We start from the raw sequence: 20256 nt of genomic DNA on the forward strand, positions 1-20256 counted from the left end.
GCGGCAGGCCCACCCCAGGGGCAAGGGGCTTCGCCCTGGCCTTCGGCCACCCCTGGCCCGGGCCTGCCTCCGGTCCAGCCTGCCACCCCTGTCAACCGCCTCCCCCACACACCACGGGACCCACCAGGCACCGCCAAGGATGTGGGGGCCCGGGTCGGGGTACGGCGCGGCCGGGTCAGGCCAGGCGGATCTCGCCGTCGGCGACGGTGATCTTCTTCTCCGGGAGCGGCTTCGGGGCCGGGCCCGCGACGACCTTGGCGTCGGCGATCGCGTACTTGCTCCCGTGGCAGGGGCAGTCGATCGTGCCGTCCGCGACCTTGTTGACGAGGCATCCCTGGTGCGTGCAGACCGCGCTGAAGGCCTTGAACTCGCCCTTCTTGGGCTGCGTCACGACGACCTTCTGGTCCTTGATGACCGTGCCGCCGCCGACCGGGACGTCGGCGGTCTTCACCAGCGGGTCGCCGCTCGCCGCGGGGCTCGGGGCGGCCTCGCCGCTCGGTCCGCTCGACGAGGCCGAGGGTTCGGCGGCCGCCCCTTCCTTGCTCTTCGTCGTGTCCTCGTTCCCGCAGCCGGTGAGCGCACCGGTCGCCACGGCCGCGGCGCCCGCCGCCAGTACGGTGCGCCGGGGGGTGTTGTCGAGCATGGCCATCTCCTCGAGTCGTCGGTCAGCGGCAGCATCCTGGCGCGCCGGAGGGCTCAGGAGAAGCACCGTCCCCCACGAGTCCCGCGCCCGACCCTTCCGCTCAGGAGTCCGTGGGGTACGGGACGAGGTCCCGCGCGGTGCCGTCGGCGTCGCGGCGCACCTCCCACAGCCGGTGCACGGCCGCCCGGTCGAGGGGGCCGTGGACGTGCGGGTAGCGGGCGCCGCTGCCGCCCTCGCGGCGGACCTCCGACGTCAGCGCGCGCTCGTCGATCTCCACGGCCAGCAGGGGGCCCGGCACGTCGCGGAAGTGGCGGTTCGCGATCTCCAGCACCGTCGGCCGGTCCGCCGAACAGTGCGTGAAGCCCTGGGCGTCGAGGGACGGCGGTGCGTACGGGAGGTCCGGGGCGGCGGACCAGTCGGCGAGGGTGACCACGTGGAAGATCATGCGGATCGTTCTACCGCAGCTGCCGGTGGGACTCGTCCGTACGGCGGTACGGCGCGGCCCGGGTGCGGCCACGCCGTGCACGGTGCCCCGGCGCGCCCTCGGGGCGCTCTGTTGCGCGGGCTCGGCGCGGGTGCTGTCTCGTCAGGTGGGCGGGCGGTTCGACGACTGTCACCGGCTGATTACGCTGAAGGTCCACAGCCTGTCGTCCCCGACCAAGGAGCGCCCCGTGAGAACCGCCGTCGTCATCGGAACCGGACTGATCGGCACCTCCGCGGCGCTCGCCCTCGCCGGCCGAGGGGTCGCCGTGCACCTCGCCGACCACGACCCGGTGCAGGCCCGCACGGCCGCCTCCCTCGGCGCCGGCACCGACGCGGCCCCCGACGGCCCGGTCGACCTCGCGATCGTCGCCGTGCCCCCGGCGCACACGGCGGCCGCCCTGGCCGACGCGATGGGGCGCGGGATCGCGCGCGCGTACGTGGACGTGGCCAGCGTCAAGGGCGGTCCCCGGCGCGAGCTGGAGGCGCTGGGCCTGGACATGACCGCCTACCTCGGCACCCACCCGATGGCGGGCAAGGAGCGCTCGGGCCCGCTGGCGGCCACCGCGGACCTGTTCGAGGGCCGGCCGTGGGTGCTCACGCCGACCCGGGACACCGACACCGAGGTGCTCAACCTCGCGCTCGAACTGATCGCACTGTGCCGGGCCGTGCCGGTGGTGATGGACGCCGACGCCCACGACCGGGCGGTGGCCCTCGTCTCCCACACCCCGCAGCTGGTGTCGAGCATGGTCGCCGCACGGCTGGAGACGGCCGACGAGACGGCGGTGCGGCTGTGCGGCGGGGGCATCCGCGACGTCACCCGGATCGCGGCCTCCGACCCGCGGATGTGGGTGGAGATCCTCTCCGCCAACCCCGGGCCCGTCGCGGACGTGCTCTCGGCGATCGCCGCCGACCTCGACGAGACCGTGCAGGCGCTGCGCGCCCTGCAGTCCGCCGACGAGGACAAGCGGCGCGGCGGGGCCGCCGGGATCGAGGACGTGCTGCTGCGCGGCAATGCCGGGCGGGTGCGGGTGCCCGGCAAGCACGGGCAGGCGCCGGCGGCGTACGAGACCGTGGCCGTGCTCATCAGCGACCAGCCGGGGGAACTGGCGCGGATCTTCGCCGACGCGGGGCGGGCCGGGGTCAACATCGAGGACGTGCGGATCGAGCACGCGACGGGGCAGCAGGCCGGGCACGTGCAGCTCATGGTCGAGCCGCGGGCGGTGGCGCCGCTCACGGCCGCGCTCCGCGAGGCAGGCTGGGCCCTCCGCCAGCAGTGACCGCCCCGCCCGGCCCGCGTTCCCGGGCCGGGCGCCGGCCGCCCGGCGGGCGCCCGGGGGCGGCCCGCGGACCGGTGGGGGCGGGGTGGGGCGAGGGGCCGGTAACCTTGGGGAGGGGCGCTTTGGTGTGCCCGGGAATCGCTCGCGCAAGCAGGAAGGTGCCAGACACCGTGGAAACCGCTTCGTCCGCCGTGATCGTCGCCATCGACGGTCCCTCCGGCACGGGCAAGTCCAGCACCTCCAAGGCCGTCGCGGCCAAGCTCGGGCTGCGCTACCTCGACACCGGCGCGCAGTACCGCGCGATCACCTGGTGGATGGTCGCCCACGGCGTCGACATCGACGACCCCGAGGCCATCGCCACCGCCGCCGACAAGCCCACGATCGTCTCGGGCACGGACCCGCTCGCGCCCACCATCACGGTGGACGGCACCGACGTGGCCGGCCCGATCCGCACCAAGGACGTCACCTCCAAGGTCAGCGCCGTGAGCGCGGTCCCGGAGGTCCGGACCCGGATCACCGAGCTGCAGCGGTCCATCGCCGCGCAGGCGGAGGGCGGCATCGTCGTCGAGGGCCGCGACATCGGCACCACCGTGCTGCCGGACGCCGACCTGAAGATCTTCCTCACCGCCTCGGCCGAGGCCCGCGCCGCCCGCCGGTCCGGCGAGCTCAAGGGCAAGGAGGCGGCCGACCTCGCCGCCACCAAGGAAGCGCTGATCAAGCGCGACGCCGCCGACTCGGGACGCAAGACCTCGCCGCTGGCGAAGGCGGACGACGCCGTCGAGGTCGACACCACCGACCTCACCCTGGAGCAGGTCATCGAGTGCGTCGTGACCCTCGTTGAGGAGAAGCGGGCCGGCAAGTGACCGTAGGCACCACCGGCCCCACCCCCCGGGGTGCGGCCGTCGGTCGGCGCATCGGGATCGGGCTCATGTACGGCCTGTGGGCGCCCCGCGTCCTCGGCGCCTGGCGCGTGCCGGCGGCCGGACCGGTGATCCTGGCCGTCAACCACACGCACAACATCGACGGCCCGATGCTCATGGGAACGGCGCCCCGGCCCGTGCACTTCCTCATCAAGAAGGAAGCGTTCGTCGGCCCGCTGGGCGCCTTCCTCGACCGCATCGGCCAGGTCAAGGTCGACCGCACCGGACCCGACCGCGCCGCCATCTCCGACGCGCTCGGCGTGCTGGAGTCCGGCGGCGTGCTCGGGATCTTCCCCGAGGGCACCCGGGGCGAGGGCGACTTCGCCTCCCTGCGGGCCGGCCTCGCCTACTTCGCCGTCCGCTCGGGCGCACCCATCGTGCCCGTCGCCGTACTCGGCAGCACCGACCGGCGCGGTCGCCTCGTAAAGGGGTTGCCGCCGTTCAAGAGCGGGGTCGACATTGTCTTCGGCGACGCCTTCCAGGCCGGCGACGGCACCGGGCGCCGCACCCGTACGGCCCTCGACGGGGCGACCGTACGCATCCAGGAACACCTGACCGCCCATCTGGACGACGCCAGGCGCCTGACCGGACGCACCGCGGACGCCGCGGCCGGAACCGGGCGCCGGGCGGGCCCGGACCAGCGAGACTGAACCAGTAGTGGGCCCGCGCCCGGCGCGCGGGTGCCACCGACCACCACGAACGACGAGGAACGGACTTCATGAACGACCAGCACGACCACGGAGCGCTCGGCGACGCCGAGTACGCGGAGTTCATGGAGCTCGCCGCGGAAGAGGGCTTCGACATCGAGGACGTCGAGGACGCCATCGAGGAGGCCGGCCACGGCCCGCTCCCCGTCCTCGCCGTCGTCGGCCGCCCGAACGTCGGCAAGTCGACCCTGGTGAACCGCATCATCGGCCGCCGCGAGGCGGTCGTCGAGGACAAGCCCGGCGTCACCCGCGACCGCGTGACCTACGAGGCCGAGTGGGCCGGCCGCCGCTTCAAGGTCGTCGACACCGGCGGCTGGGAGCAGGACGTCCTCGGCCTCGACGCCTCCGTCGCCGCCCAGGCCGAGTACGCCATCGAGGCCGCCGACGCGTGCGTCTTCGTCGTCGACGCCAAGGTCGGCGCCACCGACACCGACGAGGCCGTCGTCAGGCTGCTGCGCCGGGCCGGCAAGCCCGTCGTGCTGTGCGCCAACAAGGTCGACGGCCAGAGCGGCGAGGCCGACGCGGCCGCCCTGTGGTCCCTCGGCCTGGGCATGCCGTACCCGGTCTCCTCGCTGCACGGCCGCGGCACCGGCGACATGCTGGACGCCGTCCTCGAGGTGCTGCCCGAGGCGCCGGCGCAGACCTTCGGCGGCAACGCGATCGGCGGGCCCCGCCGCATCGCGCTCATCGGCCGCCCGAACGTCGGCAAGTCCTCGCTCCTCAACAAGGTCGCGCGGGAGGAGCGGGTCGTCGTCAACGAGCTGGCCGGCACCACCCGCGACCCGGTCGACGAGCTGATCGAGCTCGGCGGCGTCACCTGGAAGTTCGTCGACACCGCCGGCATCCGCAAGAAGGTCCACCTCCAGACCGGCTCGGACTACTACGCCTCGCTGCGCACGGCCGCCGCCGTCGAGAAGGCGGAGGTCGCGGTCATCCTGATCGACACGACCGAGAAGATCAGCGTCCAGGACCAGCGCATCATCACCATGGCCGTCGAAGCCGGCCGCGCCATCGTCATCGCCTACAACAAGTGGGACGGGCTCGACGAGGAGCGCCGCTACTACCTCGAGCGCGAGATCGAGACCGAGATGCAGCAGGTCGCGTGGGCGCCGCGGGTGAACGTCTCCGCGAAGACCGGCCGCCACATGGAGAAGCTGGTCCCGGCGATCGAGACCGCCCTCGCGGGCTGGGAGACCCGGGTCCCGACGGGTCGGCTGAACGCCTTCCTCGGCGAGATCGTGGCCTCCCACCCGCACCCGGTCCGCGGCGGCAAGCAGCCGCGCATCCTGTTCGGCACCCAGGCGGGCACCAAGCCGCCGCGGTTCGTGCTGTTCGCCTCCGGCTTCCTGGAGGCCGGCTACCGCCGGTTCATCGAGCGCCGGCTGCGCGAGGAGTTCGGCTTCGACGGCACCCCGATCCACATTTCGGTCCGGGTCCGCGAGAAGCGCCAGAAGAAGAAGTAGGGGCCCGAGCGGGGGCAGGCGTACGGGCGCTGCGGCGACCGGTCAGGCGCCGCGGCGCGGGGCCGGCGGCAGCGCCGCGGGCAGGGCCGCCGGGACGTGCGTCGCGGCGTGGTGCGGGCGGCCGGCGCCGTACCCGGCGGTGCCCGTCGGGTAGGCGCCGCCGCCCTGGCCCGCGTACGAGGGGACCTGCTGCCAGGACTGCCAGGGGTCCCACGCGGAGCCGGCCAGGCCGCTGCTGGTGAGGGCACCGAACCCGGCGAAACCGAGGTCCTCCTCGCCCGTGCGGTCGCCCGGCAGGGCCCGGAAGGCCCGCTGGTACTCCGAGCACAGGGCGTCGTAGATCGGGGTGTGCGAGCCGCCGGGGAAGTCCCGTTCGCGCGCGGGGCGCATCGAGGGGATGTGGCTCTGGTAGCTCTGCGGGCGCGAAGCGTCGTATGAGTGCACGTCGTGCCAACGACCCCGGAGCCCCGACGGATGCGGGCGCGGTCGGGGGAAACGCAGGGCGCCGGGGGTACGCGGACGGTCTCCGCGTACCCCCGGCGCTGCTTCCGGCACGTGCCGGACCCGCGGTCGGGGCCCTCGTTCCCCGACCGCGAGCGGCGGACGCGCCGGCGGGTGCCGGCGGACCGGTCGGGTGCCGGCGGACCGGTCGGGTGCCGGCGGACCGGTCGGGTGCCGGCGGGCGGGGTGGGCGCCGGTCGACCGGTCGGGTGCCGGCGGGCAGGGTGGCCGCCGGCCGGGACGGTCAGGTGCCGGCGAGCGGCATCATCGCGGCCACCAGCAGGCCGGAGGCCGCCGCCTTGTCGAGCGCGTCGCGCAGTAGGTCCTCGCGCGGCTGCTGGCCGATGGAGCCCACGGGGGCCGCGTAGACGAGCACCTTCTGGTGCCGGTTGGCCTCGTTGCGCCAGCCCTCGGTGACGGGCAGCGCCTGGTGGGCCTGCCACCACGCGACCTGGCCGCCGCCCCCGGTGCCGGGCTGGAGCACGGCGTGCAGCTTGCCGGCCGCCAGGAGCACCGACCAGCCGGCCAGTTGCGAGGGCACCGAGCCCATGTCGGTGACCGGGACGAAGCCCTGCTCGATGAGCAGGGGCAGGAAGTCGTCGCCGGGGCCGGTGGTGCCGGGGCGGGCGATCGGGGCGGTGGGCTCGACGACCAGCGCCGGGTGCAGCTCGCCGTTGATCAGGACGAGGCCGCTGGTGATGCCCAGGACGGCCTGGCCACCGGGCACGTTCTCCGGGACCGCGACCGCCTCGCCGGCGGGGCTGTCGCCGGTGATGCTGCGGACGGCGCCCTGGAGCTGCTCCTCCGAGACCGTGACGACCTGGGACGGGATGCAGGTGGCGTGGGCGAAGGCGAGGACGGCGGTCTCGTCGCCGACGAACAGCACCGTGCTGGTGCGCTCCCGCTCGGAGTCCCCCGGGGTCCGGCAGGAGGTGCAGTCGTAACTGCCGGGCGCGGACTCGCCGCGGAGCAGCAGGTCGGCTTCTTCGTCGCCGATCTCGGCGCGTACGTCATCGCTGACGTCGAGCATGCGCGGCACGGGGTGACTCCTCGGGCTAGACGTGCGTGGGCCGGGCGGATCCCGGCTCTCCGGGGCTCAACGGGGGAGCGGTGGCCGGGGTCACGCCGTCCAGGGGAACGGAATCGAACCGCACGTCCAGGAGGGTGAACCGGTCGTGAGGTCTGATCTCTTCGTGGCAATTCCTGTCCGATGAAGGGCAGTTGGTGGCCAGAGCTGCGCGGTTCCGGTGCGGGGCGCCGGTCGGCCGACCGGGTGGGGCCGGGCAGCGGTCCGCGCGGCGGGTCCGGCCGGCCGTACCGGCCTGCGTAGCGTGGCCCGATGGCTCACCTCCGGAAGCGGCCGCACGCCCGACCCGGCCCCCGCGGCCCGGCCGCGGCCCTGCTGTGCGCCGCCGTGCTCGCCCTGCTGCCGACCGCGTCCCGGGCGGCCGACGCGGCCGCCGCGCCACCGCCCCCGGCCCCCGGTCCGGCGGGGGTCGGCCACGTCGGCTCGCGGGGGACCATCGGCTCCGGTCCCGGCGACTGCGGCCCGGGCGGTCAGTGGCCCTGGGACTGCGTGGCAGACTGCGAGAGCAGCGGCCGCTGGCACGCCGACACCGGGAACGGCTTCTACGGCGGGCTGCAGTTCGGGCAGCCGACGTGGGCCGGGCACGGCGGGCTGCGGTTCGCACCGCGCGCCGACCTGGCCACGCGGGAGCAGCAGATCAGGGTGGCCGAGGACCTGCTGGCGGTGCAGGGCTGGGAGGCCTGGCCGACGTGCGCCAAGCGGTACGGGCTGGCCGGGCGCGCGCACGTCGTGCGGGCCGGGGACACGCTGTACGGGGTCGCCCGCCGGTACCGGATCGCCGGCGGCTGGCAGGCGCTGTACCGGCTCAACGCGAAGCTGGTCGGACCGAACCCGGGCCGGCTGGAGATCGGGTGGATGCTGGCCCTGCCGAAGGGCGCGGCGGTCCCGAAGGACCTGCTGGCGCCGCAGGCGGTGGCGCCGGGGGAGGCGGTGCCCGGGGCCGTGGCTACTCCCCGGCCGCCCGCGGTTCCGCCGCCTCTCCGCTGAAGGCCGTTCCGCCCCTGCGCAGTTCGTGGACGAGGACGCCGGGCCGGGCGAGGGTCGCCGGCACCCGCTGCTCGGCCAGCACCACCGCCGCCCCGTCCCGTGCCAGGGCGGCGAGGAGGGCGTACGTACGGTCGGCGGTGGCGGGCGCCATTCCCTGGGTCGGTTCGTCGAGCAACAGCACGGCGGGGCGGCCGGTGGTCGGATCGGTGCGGGGGGCCAGCAGGGCGCGGCACACGGCGAGCATGCGCTGCTCGCCGCCCGAGAGGGTGCCCGCGGTGCGGGGCAGCAGCGCGGCGAGCGCCGGGTAGGCGTCCAGCGCGGGATCGGGAGCGGCGCCCCGGGCGGCGAGCGCGAGGTTCTCGGCGACGGTCAGCCCGCCGTGCACGGCCTGCCGGTCGGGTACGAAGCACAGGCCGCGCCGGGCCCGTTCGTGGGCCCGCCACCCCGTCACGTCCGCCCCGCGCCAGCGGACCCGGCCGGCCGCCAGCGGCACGGTGCCGGCCAGCGCGCGCAGGGCGGTGGTGCGGCCGGAGCCGTTGCGGCCGAGGAGCAGCGTCACGGTCGCGGCGGGGACGGGCAGGTCGAGGCCGTGGAGGGCCTCGAGGGGTCCGTACCGCACCCGTGCGCCGCAGAGCGCCATCTCAACGGTCAAGGAACACCCCCGCGGCCATGGTGTGCACGGTGTCGGCGAGCGCGCCGACCACGTCGGGGTCGTGCTCGACGACCAGCACCGCCAGCCCGTCTCCGGCCAGCGCCCGCAGCACCCGCGTCAGTTCCCGCACCTCGGTGGCGTCGAGTCCGGCGGCGGGCTCGTCGAGCAGCAGCACCCGGGGGCCGCCGGCGAGGGCGCGGGCGAGCTCGACGCGGCGCAGGGTGGCGGTGGACAGGCCGGCGGCCGGGGCGTACCGGAGCGGGCCGTCGAGGCGGAGCAGCCGCAGGCTGCGTTCGAGCTGGCCGGGATCGTGCCGGTGGCCCTGCTCGGCGCCCAGCCGGACGTTGTCCTCCACCGTGAGGCCGTCGAAGACGGCGAGCTGCTGGAAGGACCGGGCCAGGCCCAGGCGGGCGCGGTCGTACGGGGGCAGGTGCGTGATGTCGCGGCCGTCGAGCAGCACCCGGCCCGCGGTGGGGCGCAGGGCCCCGCCGAGGCAGTCGAAGAGGGTGCTCTTCCCGGCGCCGTTGGCCCCCACCACCCCCGTGATCCGCCCGGCCGGCACGTCGAGCGCGACCCCGCGCAGGGCGTGGTAGGGGCCGTGGTGGGCGTGCAGGCCGCGGGCGCTGAGGAGGGGGGTGGTGGGTGGTTCTGACGGGGGGTGTGGTGGGGGTGGGGTGGGTGTTGGGACGGGGCGTGGTTGGGGTGGCTTGGGTGGCTTGGGTGGCTTGGGTGGTTCGGGTGGCGGGTGTGGTCCGGGTGTGGCGGACGTTCGGAACAGGCCCGCGAGACCCGCCGGGAAGCGGCCGACGAGTACGGCCAGTACGCCGATCAGCGCGGCCGGGACCCCGCCCCGCGTGCCCGCGTCGAGGCCCACCAGCAGCGCCGCCCCGATCAGCGCCCCGACCGCGCTGTCCGCGCCGAGCACCACCACCGCCGCGAACCACAGCAGTCCGCGCACCGGGTCGAACGTCTCCGGGTCGAAGGCGCGTACCGCCAGACCCAGCATCCCGCCGCCCAGTGCCGCCAGCGCCGCGCCGGCCACGAAGGCCAGCAGCTTCATGCGCGGTACCGCCACCCCGGCCGCGGCGGCCCCCGCCTCGTCGTCGCGCAGCGCGGCCAGTGCCCGCCCGGGCCGCCCGCGCCGCAGCACGGCCACCGCCACCAGGGACGCGGCCAGCAGGCCGAGTTCCAGGGCGTAGTACGCGCGGTCGTCGGCGAACCCGGGCGGCCGGTCGAGCTCGAGCCCGGCGGTGGCGTACGGCTGCGCGAACACGAACCGGCTGACCGCCACGCCGAACGCCAGTGTCGCCAGTGCCAGGGCAAGCCCCCGGCGGCGGATCGCCGGCCACCCGGTCAGCAGTCCCAGCGGGGCCACCAGCAGCACCGCCACCGCCAGCGCCCCCAGACCCGTGACGGGGGGCAGGCCGGGGAACCGCCCCGCCGCCAGCAGCGCGGTGAACAGGGCGCCCAGACCGGCGTACGCCGCCTGGCCGAGCGAGATCTGCCCGCCCCGCCCGGTCACGACGACCAGTGACAGCAGCACCACCGCGAACGCCGGCACCCGCACCGCGCCGGCCAGGTCCGCACCGCCGAAACCCAGCGGCAACAGCAGCAGCACACCGGCCAGCGACCACGCGGCGACTCGGGCGGCGCCCCGTGCTGTGGCTCGAGGGGTGCGCTGTGGTGCGACTCGGGGGGTTGCTCGGGGGCCGCCCCGTGGTGTGTGGGTCCCCTCGGCGCTTGACGCGGTAGGGCCTGCAGGCCCTGCGGCAGGCCCACCCCGGAGGCTTCGGGCCTTCGGCCTGGTCTTCGGCCACCTCCGGCCCGGGCCCGCCTCCGGACCAGCCTGCCCTACCGCGTCAAGCGCCTCCCCCACACACCACGGGGCGGCACTCCCGTGGTTCCGGGTACCCGGGTCTCGGGGACCGGGCGGGTGCGGGGGGCTCTCTTGAGGAGGGGGGCCGGGGTGTGGCCACCGGGGCGGGCGGGGGTGGGGCCCCGACGGCTTTCCCACGGGCGGGAGCAGCGGCACCAGGAGCGTGGCGGCCAGCAGGGCCACCGCGAAGAGGTTCGCCGAGACGGCGCCGAGCAGCGGTGCGGCCCAGCCCGTCGGGTGGAACCGGGTCAGCTGGGACTGGGCCACCCCGATCGCGAGGGCGGCGCCGATCGCCACCGGCAGGCTCTTCAGCCGGGCCAGCACCACGACGGCGACGACTTCGAGCACGAGCAGCGGCAGACCGTACGGGTCCAGTCGTACGTACGGGGCCAGGAGCACGCCCGTGAGCCCCGCCGTGAAGGTGCCGAAGGCCCAGCCGGCCGCCGCGACGCGGTCGGCGTCCACGCCCCCGAGCTCGGCCAGCACCCGGTCGTCCACCACCGCCCGCAGCACCCGCCCGAACCCGGTGCGGCGGGTCACCAGCGCCACCGCGAGGGCGCCCAGCACCGCCGCGGCGAGCTGCGGCCACGGCTCGCCGCCGACCGGCACCGGAGCGTCCGTCCGGGCCCCCGCTCCCCACACCACGTCGGCCAGCCCCACCAGCAGGACGAACACCCCGATGGAGGCCACCAGCGCGGCCGCCGTGTCACCGCCGCGCACCGCCAGCGGCCGGAACACCAGGCGGTCCAGCACGAGTCCGATCCCCGGTGCGACCAAGAGCAACGTGACGGCTCCGGCGGCCGCCACCGGCCAGTGCCATCCGACGACCAGTTGCCGCAGGACGTACGCGCAGACCATCGCGACCGCCCCGTGCGCCAGGTTGAGCACGCCCGTGGCCCGGTACGTGACGATCAGCCCGATGCCCGACAGGGCGGCGGCGCTGCCGACCGCGAGTCCGGCCAGCGTGAGCTCGTACGTCAGGGAGGCCATGACCACCGCCCTCAGCGCGGCCAGCGGGGTTCGCACACGGGGCAGGGGGAGAGGCCGGCCCCAGGCGCCGCCGCGACCGCGTCCGCGCGCCCGTCCACCAGCGGGCAGTCGGGCCGGTGGGCGAGGCTGCCGCCGGGGACCCGCAGCGGCGGCCCGTCGGAGCCGGGCCCGTCCGCGGTCGGGAGGTCCTCGTCGAACGGCCCGGTTCCACCCGTTCGGCCGTACGTGCCGTCCTCCGGCCCCGTCCCGGACGGCCGCCATGCCGCGGCCAGCAGCACGGCGCCCGCCACCAGCAGTGCCGCACCCGGCACCGTGCACGAGGCCAGGTACGGGAGCTGCCGGGCCGCGAACCGCTCGCCGGAGACCCCGTACCAGCCCAGGACGCACAGCAGCGCACCCGCCGCCAGCGCCCCGGCGGCGGCCCACAGCGTCGTCCGCGAACTGGTCTGCATCGGCACTCCCTGACGTGGTCGGCCGCCGGCAGGGGGCGGGTGCCCGCGGTGACCGATTCCTTGCACTATGCCCCGAAGCGGCAGACCCTGGGAACATCGAGCCGAACGGCTCGCTCGGACACCGGTGGTGAGCCAGATGGGCCTGGTCCTGAGTGGACGCTCCCGGACCGCGGTCTGGAGCGCCGCCGCGGTCCTCGTGCTCGGCCCCGCCGTGGCGGGCTGCTCCGACGACTCCGACGACTCCGGCGGACGGACGGGTACGACCTCCAGTCCGGCCGCCTCCGCACCGGCGACGGCTCCGGCGGACCGGGCCGGGGCGCAGGCGGAGATCGAGCAGAACTGGGCGCGGTTCTTCGAGCCCGGTACCTCCACCGACGACCGCGTGAAGCTCCTGGAGGACGGGGAGCGGTTCCGGGCCCTGCTGGACGGGATGAGGTCCAACCCGCTGGCCCGGCAGACCGCCGCGAAGGTCACCGCCGTCACCTTCACCTCCCCGACCGGGGCCACGGTCACCTGGGACCTGCTGGAGAGCGGCACCCCGGTGCTGTCCGCCCTCAAGGGCAAGGCGGTCCTGCAGGACGACGTGTGGAAGCTCTCGGCCTCGTCCCTGTGCGCCCTGGTCGAGATGAGCGATGCGGCCGCGCCGGGCTGCTGACGGACCGTATCCGGCCGGGCCCCGGCGTCCGGGCCGCTTCTGCCGGGCACGGGTGAGGAGGGGCGGTTCCGTACCGGGTCGCGTCCTCCTCGCCGCGTTCGCGCTCCTCTGCCTCCTGGTGGCCCCGGGCTGCGGCAGCCGGCTCCCCGAGAGCGCCTTCGAGCCGGCCGCGCGCACCCCCACCGGTCCGTCCGCCGCCGGGCCGCTGCGCGTCGGCATCATCGCCAGCACCACCAGTCCCGTGGGCGGCGACGCCTTCTCCGGCCCCGGCGAGGGCGCCCGCGCGTACGTCGACCGGGTCAACGCGCAGGGCGGCATCGGCGGCCGCCGCGTCGAGGTGGAGACCTGCGACGACGGCGGCAGCGGCATCGGCAACACCGAGTGCGTGCACCGCCTCGTCGACCGGCGCCGGGTCTTCGCCCTCGTCGCCACCACCGCCCTCGACTACGCGGGCGCGCCGCTGGTCAGCAGGGCGGGCGTCCCCGACATCGGCGGGCAGCCGATCGGGGCGGCCTACGACACCTACCCGCACCTGTACGGGATCTACGGCAGCCAGGCCCCCCGCACCGGCGACGCGCCCGGCTGGGGCGGCACCCTGTACGGCGGTACCGAGGTCTACCGGTACTTCAGGACCGCCCGGGGCGCGCGCAGCGCCGCCGTGGTCGCGTACAACCAGTCCGCCTCCGCCGCCTACGCCCGCCTGATCACGCAGGGGCTGAAGGCCGAGGGCTACGCGGTGACGCAGGAGCAGGTGGACTTCGCCCTGCCCAACTTCCGCGCCGTGGCCGCCGACCTGAAGGCGCGCGGCACGGACCTGGTCTTCGACGCCCTCGACGCGCACGGCAACGCCCGGCTGTGCGAGGCGATGGACGGGGCCGGGGTGCGGGTGACGGCGAAGGTCACCAACGTGCAGAACTGGAACGACGACGTGGCCACCGCCTACGCCCGGGCCCCGCACTGCCGCAACGCCCTGTGGGTGACCGGCTCCAGCCGCAACCACGCCGACGCCGCACATCCGGCCGTACGGGAGTTCCGCGCGGCCCTGCGGGGGCGCAGCCTCACCCAGTGGCAGCTCGAGGGCTGGGCGGCGGCGATGTGGTTCACCGACGCGGCCCGCTCCTGCCTGCCGGACGTCACCCGTGCGTGTGTGGAGGGCTTCCTGAACCGCCCCGAGCCGTACACCGCGCGCGGACTGCTGCTGCCGGTGGCCTTCACGCCCTCGCCCACACCGCCCGAAGAGCGCCGGACCTGCCTGTCCGTGGCCCGTTGGCAGGACGGCCGCGGCTGGCTGGACCAGGGCCCGGACATGACCGAGAACTGCTTCACCGTCCCTCAACTGCCGTACCGCCCCTGACGCGCTGGCAGACTCGGGCGCATGCTCGACACCTCCGCGCGCCTGCTGCGCCTGCTGTCCCTGCTCCAGGCCCACCGCGAGTGGACCGGCCCCGAGCTCGCCGACCGGCTGGGCGTCACGCCGCGCACGGTCCGCCGGGACGTGGACCGGCTCCGCGAACTGGGCTACCCGGTCAACGCCAGCCCGGGTACCGGCGGCGGCTACCAGCTCGGCGCCGGCGCCGAACTACCCCCCCTGCTGCTCGACGACGACGAGGCGGTGGCCGTCGCGGTGGGTCTGCGCACCGCCGCCGGCAACGGGGTCGAGGGCATCGGCGAGGCCTCCGTACGGGCACTGGCCAAGCTGGAGCAGGTGCTGCCGGGTCGACTGCGGCGCCGGGTGTCGGCCCTCAACGAGTTCACCGTGCCGATGCTGCGCGCCCGCACGGGCGCCGCCGTCGACCCGGCCGTGCTGACGGAGCTGGCCACGGTGTGCCGCGACGGCGAGCGGCTGCGCTTCGAGTACCGGGACCACGGGGGCGCCGGCAGCCGGCGCACGGTCGAGCCGCACCGGTTGGTGTGCAGCGAGCGGCGCTGGTACCTGGTGGCGTGGGACGTGGACCGCGGCGACTGGCGGACCTTCCGCGCCGACCGGATCGAGCCCCGGCCCCCGCACGGGCCGCGGTTCGCCCCGCGCACCCCGCCCGCCGAGGACCTGGCGGCCTACGTCTCCGAGGGCGTGTCGCAGCGCGTGTACGCGGCCCGGGCCGTACTGCGCCTGCACGCCACGGCCGAGGAGGCGGCGCGGACGGTGGGCCCGGCCGACGGGGTGCTGGAGCCGCTGGACGACGGGACCTGCCTGCTGCGCACGGGGGCGGTGAGCCTGGACGTGCTGGTGATCCACGTGCTGCTGCTGGGCTTCGACTTCGAGGTGGTGGAGCCGCCGGAGCTGACCGAGCGGATCAGGGCTGCGCGGGACCTGCTGGGCCGGGCGGTGGCGCCGTGAACGGCGGCGGTGGAACGGCGCTCGACTGTGGAGGAATCGTGCACGTTATATGGAGCGTCAGTTCGGCGGTGCGGGCCGGGCGGGGGAATTGGTCCGACGGAATTACCGGCCGGCCCACCGGAATTCGGCGGACCTGACACCCCGGGCGCGTGCGGACGGGAAAGCAGAATGCGCCGGCCGGCCCGGACAACCGGAACTCGTGGTTCGGGTGGCGCCTTCGGGCCGCGGGCTTGTCGACGTTCTGTGACACAAGCGTGACCCGCAACGGACGAACGTCGGGGCGGGCCGCTGACACGGCACCGCCGCGGACCGGATCATCCGGTCCGCGGCGGCGGTGCGGGGGGAGGGGTGTGCGTACCGCGCCCCCGCGGTAGGTGTCGGGTCAGCTCCCGGTGACGGGCCGCGGTGCGGGGCCGCGTGCGACCCGCTCCGCGTGCACCGGTCGGCGGCTGCCCGCCGGCGCGCCCGGTGACCGCTCGGAGCGGATCAGGTGGGCCCGGGGCACCGGGTGGCCGGACCGCGGGCCGTGCGCGGCCGCGGCCGGTGCGGCGCCGGAGCCCTGGAGCACGGGCCCGGGCCGGACGGCGTCCGCGACGGCGGACCCTGACGTGACGGGGGCGGGGGCGCCGGACGGGACCGGAGCCCCGGACGCGGCGGCGCCGGCCAGGGCGGCCTCGTGCAGGGCCGGCTCCGCGGCACCGACCGTGCGCGGTACGACGACGACCCGGGCGGGCACCGGGGCGACGGGCGCCGGGGCGAGCACGCCGCGGCGGGACCGCAGCCGGGTGCGGACGGCGAACACGTGGGCCTCGGCCCCGGCGATCAGCGGCTCGAACCACGGCAGCGCCAGGAGGATGAGCAGCCCCGCGGCCCAGCCCAGCAGGACGTCGCTGACCCAGTGCGTACCGAGGTAGACGGTGGTGGCGCCGACGCCCAGGGCGACGACGGCCGACAGCACCGACAGGTTCCGGCGGGTGCGGACGGTGGAGGCCAGGTACGCGAGGATGCCCCAGGTCACGACGGCGTTCGCGGTGTGGCCGGAGGGGAATATATCGCCGCCGGCGAAGAGCTCGGCCGAGCCGATCGTGGTGGCGTAGTGCGGGCCGAGTCGGCCCAGGCCCAGCTTGACGGCGCCGACGGTGATGTTCAGCAGGAGCAGTGCGACACCGAGGGTGATCAGCGGGCGGAGGGTGTGCTGGCGCCAGGAGCGCCAGCCGAGCCATGCGGCGACCATGACCGCGGTGGGTCCGCGCTGGCCCAGGACCACGTAGTAGTCGAGGAAGGCGTGCAGCTGCGGCCACTGCTCGTACGGGCGGAAGAACATCACCTGCCAGTCCAGCCGGACCAGCCACGAGGTGGTCAGTACGCCCACCACGATCGCCAGGTAGAACGCGAGGGTCGCTCCGAACAACACCATGCGGTGTCGGCTCATCCGCGGAACTTGCAGATGAGCCGGTCGTTCGTGTTCACGGTCGAGCCGGGCGAAGACCCGTTCCAGACGGGTGAAGATTCGGTCGGTACGCACGTCAATCGACGTTACAGCGCGTGAGTGCGCCGACCGGCCGAATCGCGGGCTTTGTGATGACCATGTGATGTGGGCTGGGTCTCATGCGGGTCTTATTCCCGACAATCCGAGATTTCGAGGGCCCGGCCGGATCCCGTTTCCCGGAATGCGCGCAGCCTCTTACTCCGACTTTATTGCCGCAGGAAATCCCATTACCCGAGAAGGTGCGGAATTCCCGCCTCCGCCGCGCCCGCCCAGGATCACGCTCCGGTCACGACAGCCCCGCGGGCCCCATCCGGCGCGCCCCTCCAGTCCTGCCCCACCCATCGCGCCGGGCACACGATGTCCGGCCGGCCGCACACCACACGACCCACCCCTCGAAGCGAGCCCCCCGAAGCCCCGCCTCACCCCGAAGGCACCCCAATCCCCGGCACCGCCGAGCACCCCCCTCACGGCGGCCCCGACCCGTTCAGCCAGAACGCCCCGTACGCCGCCGACCCCGCCGCCACCGCGGCCAGCACCAGCCCCGCCCGCCGCGGCCGCCACCGGGCCAGCGCCACCGCCACCGGCAGCAGCAGCGGGAAGGCCGGCATGAGCAGGCGCGGCTTCGATCCGAAGTACCCGGACGCGCACAGCGCCAGGGCCACCACGATCCCGGTGTACACGAGCAGCGGCGCCGGCTGCCGGGCCCGTACGCCGAGCAGGTACAGCCACAACACCAGCGCCACGCCGACGACCAGCCCCACCCCCGCGGGCCACGCCCCCGAGGTCAGCCGCCCGCCGATGAACCGGGCGAAGGCCCAGCCGCCGTCGAAGCCGTTGCCCCAGCCGCCCTGCACCCGCAGGTAGCCCAGCACCCCGTCGCCGGTGCGCGCCCCGACCCACAGCACGTACGCCGCCGCACCCAGCGGGGCCAGCGCGACCCCGGCCGCCAGCCGCCACGACCGCTCCCCGGCCCGCCAGCGCAGCACGGCCCCCACCCACACGGCCGCGACGACGGCCGCGCCGACCGGCCGGGTCAGCCCCGCGAGCGCGGCCGCCAGCCCCGCCGCCACCCACCGCCGGGTGAGCACCGCGTACAGCGACCAGGCGGCCAGGGCGGTGAAGAGGGCCTCGCTGTACGCCATCGACTGCACGATCCCGACCGGCAGCGCACCCCAGCACACCGCGGCCAGCACCCCGACCCGCCGCCCGTACAGGTGGTCCGCCACCGCGAAGATCCCCCACGCGGCGAACAGGGAGGAGGTCCAGGCCACCGCGAGCCCGGCGTCCGCGTACGACGACGGCGTCACGGCGTGCAGGCCCTGCTCCAGCCACGGCAGGAGCGGGAAGAAGGCGAGGTTCGAGTGCACCGCCCCGTTCGGCAGGACCACCTCGTACCCGTAGCCCAGCTCGGCGACGCGCGTGTACCAGAGCGAGTCCCAGCGCGCCGAGAGCAGCTTGTGCGGGCTGCTGCCGGCGGCCGCGCACCACACGGCGAGCACCGCCAGGCCGAGCGCCCGGACCGCGGCGTACCCCAGGAGGGCGGGCGCGGCACGGCGGAGTGCGGCGGAGAGCGCGGTCCGGCGGGGGTGCGGCGAAACGGGCGGAACAAGATCGGTCACAGCATGATTATCGGTGGCGGCGGAACGTGGCCACGGACCGTCACCGAGCCTGTACGTGGGGGAGCGCGAGTGGCGTACGCCACACCTCGGCGGTCGGCGGGGTGAGAGCTTGACCACGTGATCCACAGCCGAACTCGCGTACGCTGTCGGTTCACTCGCCAGTCGATGCCGGACCTCGAAGGATGCCGTGGAAACGCCGCGGGCAACGCGCGGCACCAGAGCTCACCGCCGGTCCGCCGAGTGCGAGGGATCACTGGGAGGTACATGCATGCAGGGGACGAACACGGTCCGGGACCGGTCTCCTTCCCCCTGGCAGCGGCTCGTCCCGGCCGACCGCGGTGCGAACCGCTGGGTCGTCCTGTTCGTGCTCTGCATCAGCCTCCTCCTCGTCGCCCTCGACGCCACGATCCTCCACGTGGCCGTCCCCTCGGTCACCGAGGACCTGCGGCCCGGCTCCATCGAGCTGCTGTGGATCGTCGACGCCTACCCGCTGGTGTGCGCCTCGCTGCTGATCCTCTTCGGCACGCTCGGCGACCGGGCGGGGCGCCGCCGGATCCTGCTCCTCGGGTACGCGCTCTTCGGAGTGGCCTCGGCGGTCGCGGCGCTGGCGGACACCGCCCAGGTGCTGATCGCCGCCCGCGTGCTGCTGGGCATCGGCGGCGCGATGATCATGCCGGCCACCCTGTCGATCATCCGCCAGGTCTTCCCCGACCGGCGCGAGCGCGCCCTCGCCATCGGCGTCTGGACCGTCGTCGGCGCGGTGGGCGCCGCCACCGGCCCGGTCCTCGGCGGGTTCCTGGTCGAGAACTTCTGGTGGGGCTCGGTCTTCCTGATCAACATCCCGCTCATGGCGCTCCTGCTGCCGGCCGCCCGCTGGCTGCTGCCCGAGTCCCGGGGCGAGGGCAACGGACCCTGGGACGTGCTCGGCGCCCTGATGGCCGCCGGCGGCATCCTCGGCGTGGTGCTCGGCGTCAAGCGGGCCGGCGCCGGACACGACGTCCTCGGCGCGCGGACCCTCGGGCCGCTGCTGCTCGGCGCCCTGCTGCTGGCCCTGTTCGTACGCCGCCAGAAGCGCCGCGCGCACCCGCTCATCGACATGCGGATGTTCGCCCGGCCGGCCTTCGCCACCTCCGTCGGCTGCATCGTGCTCGCCATGCTGGCCCTGGTCGGCCTGGAGCTGATCGCCGTCCAGTACCTCCAGCTGGTGCTGGGCCTGAGCCCCCTGGAGACCGGCCTGCGGCTGCTGCCGCTGACCTTCGCCGCGATGGCCGCCGGGGCCACCGGCTCGCACACCCTGCACCGCGCCGGCCCCCGCGCGATGGTCTCGCTCGGCTTCCTGCTGACCGCCGCCGCCGTGCTGTGCCTGACCCTGATGGGACAGCACGACCGGCCGTGGCTGCTGACGGTCGGCTTCGTCCTCCTCGGCTTCGGACTGCAGACCACGCTCTTCGGCGCGTACGAGTCGATGCTCAGCGAGGCTCCCGCCCAGCAGGCCGGCGGGGCCGCAGCGATCGGCGAGACCTCGTACCAGCTGGGCGCCGGCATGGGCATCGCGCTGCTCGGCAGCGTCATGAACGCCGCCTACGCCCCCGGGCTCGCGCACGTGCCGGGGGTGCCCGCCGCCGACCGGGCGGGCGCCGCGCACTCCCTCGGGGAGGCCTTCCAGATCGCCGCCGCCCTCGGCGGGGACGCCGGGCGGGCCCTGCACACCGCCGCCCGCTCCTCCTTCGTCCACGGGCTGCACGTCACGCTGCTGGTCAGCGCCGGACTGCTGGTGCTCGGCGCGCTCGCCGCACTGCGGCTGCCCCGGGTCATGGACTGCTCGGCCACCGACGCCACCGACACCACCGACGCCGCAGGCGCCACCGGCACCACCGAGGCCGCAGCCGCCGCCACCGGGGCCCGGCCGGCTCCGGCGGCCGGGCCGGCGTACGCGGAACCGGCCGGTGCCCGCCGCGAGGTCGGCGCGCCGCGCTCCGCGACCGGTACGGTGGCGCTGCCCGCGCAGCCGACGGGGGAACCCGCCCGCCGGGCCAGGGTGCCCGGTCCCGCGTGCCGGGCGGCGGCCGAGGCGGCCGGGTCTGGACGCACGGCACCCTGACCCGTACCGTCGGCGC

The 20256-nt window shown here is 75.5% G+C and carries 17 protein-coding genes and 1 pseudogene; 9 read left to right on the top strand and 9 right to left on the bottom strand.

Features of this window, described 5'->3' with window-relative positions; genetic code table 11:
- Positions 1–175: 175 nt before the first annotated feature.
- Positions 176–643 (bottom strand): ubiquinol-cytochrome c reductase iron-sulfur subunit, encoded by a 468-nt coding sequence (locus ACIQCH_RS34345; protein WP_402587548.1) that lies wholly within the window; start codon positions 641–643, stop codon positions 176–178.
- Between the two features lie 100 nt (positions 644–743).
- Entirely contained in the window at positions 744–1088 is a 345-nt protein-coding gene (locus ACIQCH_RS34350) for a DUF952 domain-containing protein (protein WP_402587550.1), read from the bottom strand.
- Positions 1089–1314: 226 nt separating this feature from the next.
- On the opposite strand from ACIQCH_RS34350, the gene ACIQCH_RS34355 reads away from it, so the two are divergent.
- From ACIQCH_RS34355 to der, 4 genes are all read left to right on the top strand, one after another.
- Positions 1315–2403 (top strand): prephenate dehydrogenase, encoded by a 1089-nt coding sequence (locus ACIQCH_RS34355; protein WP_402587552.1) that lies wholly within the window; start codon positions 1315–1317, stop codon positions 2401–2403.
- A gap of 170 nt (positions 2404–2573) precedes the next feature.
- Complete coding sequence (gene cmk / locus ACIQCH_RS34360) at positions 2574–3266, top strand: (d)CMP kinase (protein ID WP_402587554.1); 693 nt, start codon at positions 2574–2576, stop codon at positions 3264–3266.
- Positions 3263–3973 carry a lysophospholipid acyltransferase family protein gene (locus ACIQCH_RS34365; RefSeq protein ID WP_402587556.1) on the top strand — a complete coding sequence of 237 codons (711 nt, stop codon included), beginning with the start codon at positions 3263–3265 and terminating at the stop codon, positions 3971–3973. Before cmk ends, ACIQCH_RS34365 begins: the two co-directional genes overlap by 4 nt.
- 68 nt (positions 3974–4041) lie before the next feature.
- Positions 4042–5493: a ribosome biogenesis GTPase Der gene (der, locus tag ACIQCH_RS34370; protein ID WP_030205264.1), complete on the top strand. Its 1452-nt coding sequence runs from the start codon at positions 4042–4044 to the stop codon at positions 5491–5493.
- Positions 5494–5535: 42 nt separating this feature from the next.
- Here the strand turns inward: der and ACIQCH_RS34375 are convergent, their stop codons facing one another.
- Both ACIQCH_RS34375 and ACIQCH_RS34380 read right to left on the bottom strand, forming a co-directional pair.
- Positions 5536–5937 carry a hypothetical protein gene (locus ACIQCH_RS34375; protein ID WP_402587558.1) on the bottom strand — a complete coding sequence of 134 codons (402 nt, stop codon included), beginning with the start codon at positions 5935–5937 and terminating at the stop codon, positions 5536–5538.
- A gap of 301 nt (positions 5938–6238) precedes the next feature.
- Entirely contained in the window at positions 6239–7033 is a 795-nt protein-coding gene (locus ACIQCH_RS34380) for a hypothetical protein (RefSeq protein ID WP_402587560.1), read from the bottom strand.
- 300 nt (positions 7034–7333) lie between these two features.
- On the opposite strand from ACIQCH_RS34380, the gene ACIQCH_RS34385 reads away from it, so the two are divergent.
- Positions 7334–8068, top strand: a complete 735-nt coding sequence (locus ACIQCH_RS34385) for a transglycosylase family protein (protein ID WP_402587562.1) — start codon at positions 7334–7336, stop codon at positions 8066–8068.
- On the opposite strand, the gene ACIQCH_RS34390 is transcribed toward ACIQCH_RS34385, so the two are convergent.
- Genes ACIQCH_RS34390 through ACIQCH_RS34400 form a run of 3 tightly spaced genes read right to left on the bottom strand, consistent with a single transcriptional unit; the run spans position 8028 to position 12038 of the window.
- Positions 8028–8720 (bottom strand): ATP-binding cassette domain-containing protein, encoded by a 693-nt coding sequence (locus ACIQCH_RS34390; RefSeq protein ID WP_402587564.1) that lies wholly within the window; start codon positions 8718–8720, stop codon positions 8028–8030. The two genes, ACIQCH_RS34385 and ACIQCH_RS34390, sit on opposite strands and share 41 nt — an antisense overlap.
- Positions 8710–11586 carry an ATP-binding cassette domain-containing protein gene (locus ACIQCH_RS34395; protein WP_402587595.1) on the bottom strand — a complete coding sequence of 959 codons (2877 nt, stop codon included), beginning with the start codon at positions 11584–11586 and terminating at the stop codon, positions 8710–8712. Before ACIQCH_RS34395 ends, ACIQCH_RS34390 begins: the two co-directional genes overlap by 11 nt.
- Positions 11587–11597: 11 nt before the next feature.
- On the bottom strand, positions 11598–12038 hold the full coding sequence (locus tag ACIQCH_RS34400; RefSeq protein ID WP_402587566.1) for a hypothetical protein: 441 nt from the start codon (positions 12036–12038) through the stop codon (positions 11598–11600).
- 136 nt (positions 12039–12174) lie between these two features.
- On the opposite strand from ACIQCH_RS34400, the gene ACIQCH_RS34405 reads away from it, so the two are divergent.
- The 3 genes and pseudogenes from ACIQCH_RS34405 to ACIQCH_RS34415 form a co-directional block, all read left to right on the top strand.
- Positions 12175–12693, top strand: coding sequence for a hypothetical protein (locus ACIQCH_RS34405; RefSeq protein ID WP_402587597.1), 519 nt, complete (start codon positions 12175–12177; stop codon positions 12691–12693).
- Between the two features lie 52 nt (positions 12694–12745).
- Positions 12746–14047 (top strand): ABC transporter substrate-binding protein, encoded by a 1302-nt coding sequence (locus ACIQCH_RS34410; protein ID WP_402587568.1) that lies wholly within the window; start codon positions 12746–12748, stop codon positions 14045–14047.
- A 21-nt stretch (positions 14048–14068) separates the two neighbouring features.
- Positions 14069–15025 (top strand): annotated as a pseudogene (locus ACIQCH_RS34415) (helix-turn-helix transcriptional regulator); the annotation flags it as partial.
- 388 nt (positions 15026–15413) lie between these two features.
- Here ACIQCH_RS34415 and ACIQCH_RS34420 read toward each other — a convergent pair.
- Positions 15414–16556, bottom strand: coding sequence for a phosphatase PAP2 family protein (locus ACIQCH_RS34420; RefSeq protein WP_402587569.1), 1143 nt, complete (start codon positions 16554–16556; stop codon positions 15414–15416).
- A 428-nt stretch (positions 16557–16984) separates the two neighbouring features.
- Complete coding sequence (locus tag ACIQCH_RS34425) at positions 16985–18139, bottom strand: hypothetical protein (protein ID WP_402587571.1); 1155 nt, start codon at positions 18137–18139, stop codon at positions 16985–16987.
- Between the two features lie 268 nt (positions 18140–18407).
- Between ACIQCH_RS34425 and ACIQCH_RS34430 the strand changes: the two genes are divergently transcribed.
- Entirely contained in the window at positions 18408–20240 is a 1833-nt protein-coding gene (locus tag ACIQCH_RS34430) for an MFS transporter (RefSeq protein ID WP_402587573.1), read from the top strand.
- The last annotated feature ends 16 nt before the right edge of the window (positions 20241–20256 follow it).

This window comes from Streptomyces sp. NPDC093225, from assembly GCF_044753805.1.
Taxonomy (GTDB): domain Bacteria; phylum Actinomycetota; class Actinomycetes; order Streptomycetales; family Streptomycetaceae; genus Streptomyces.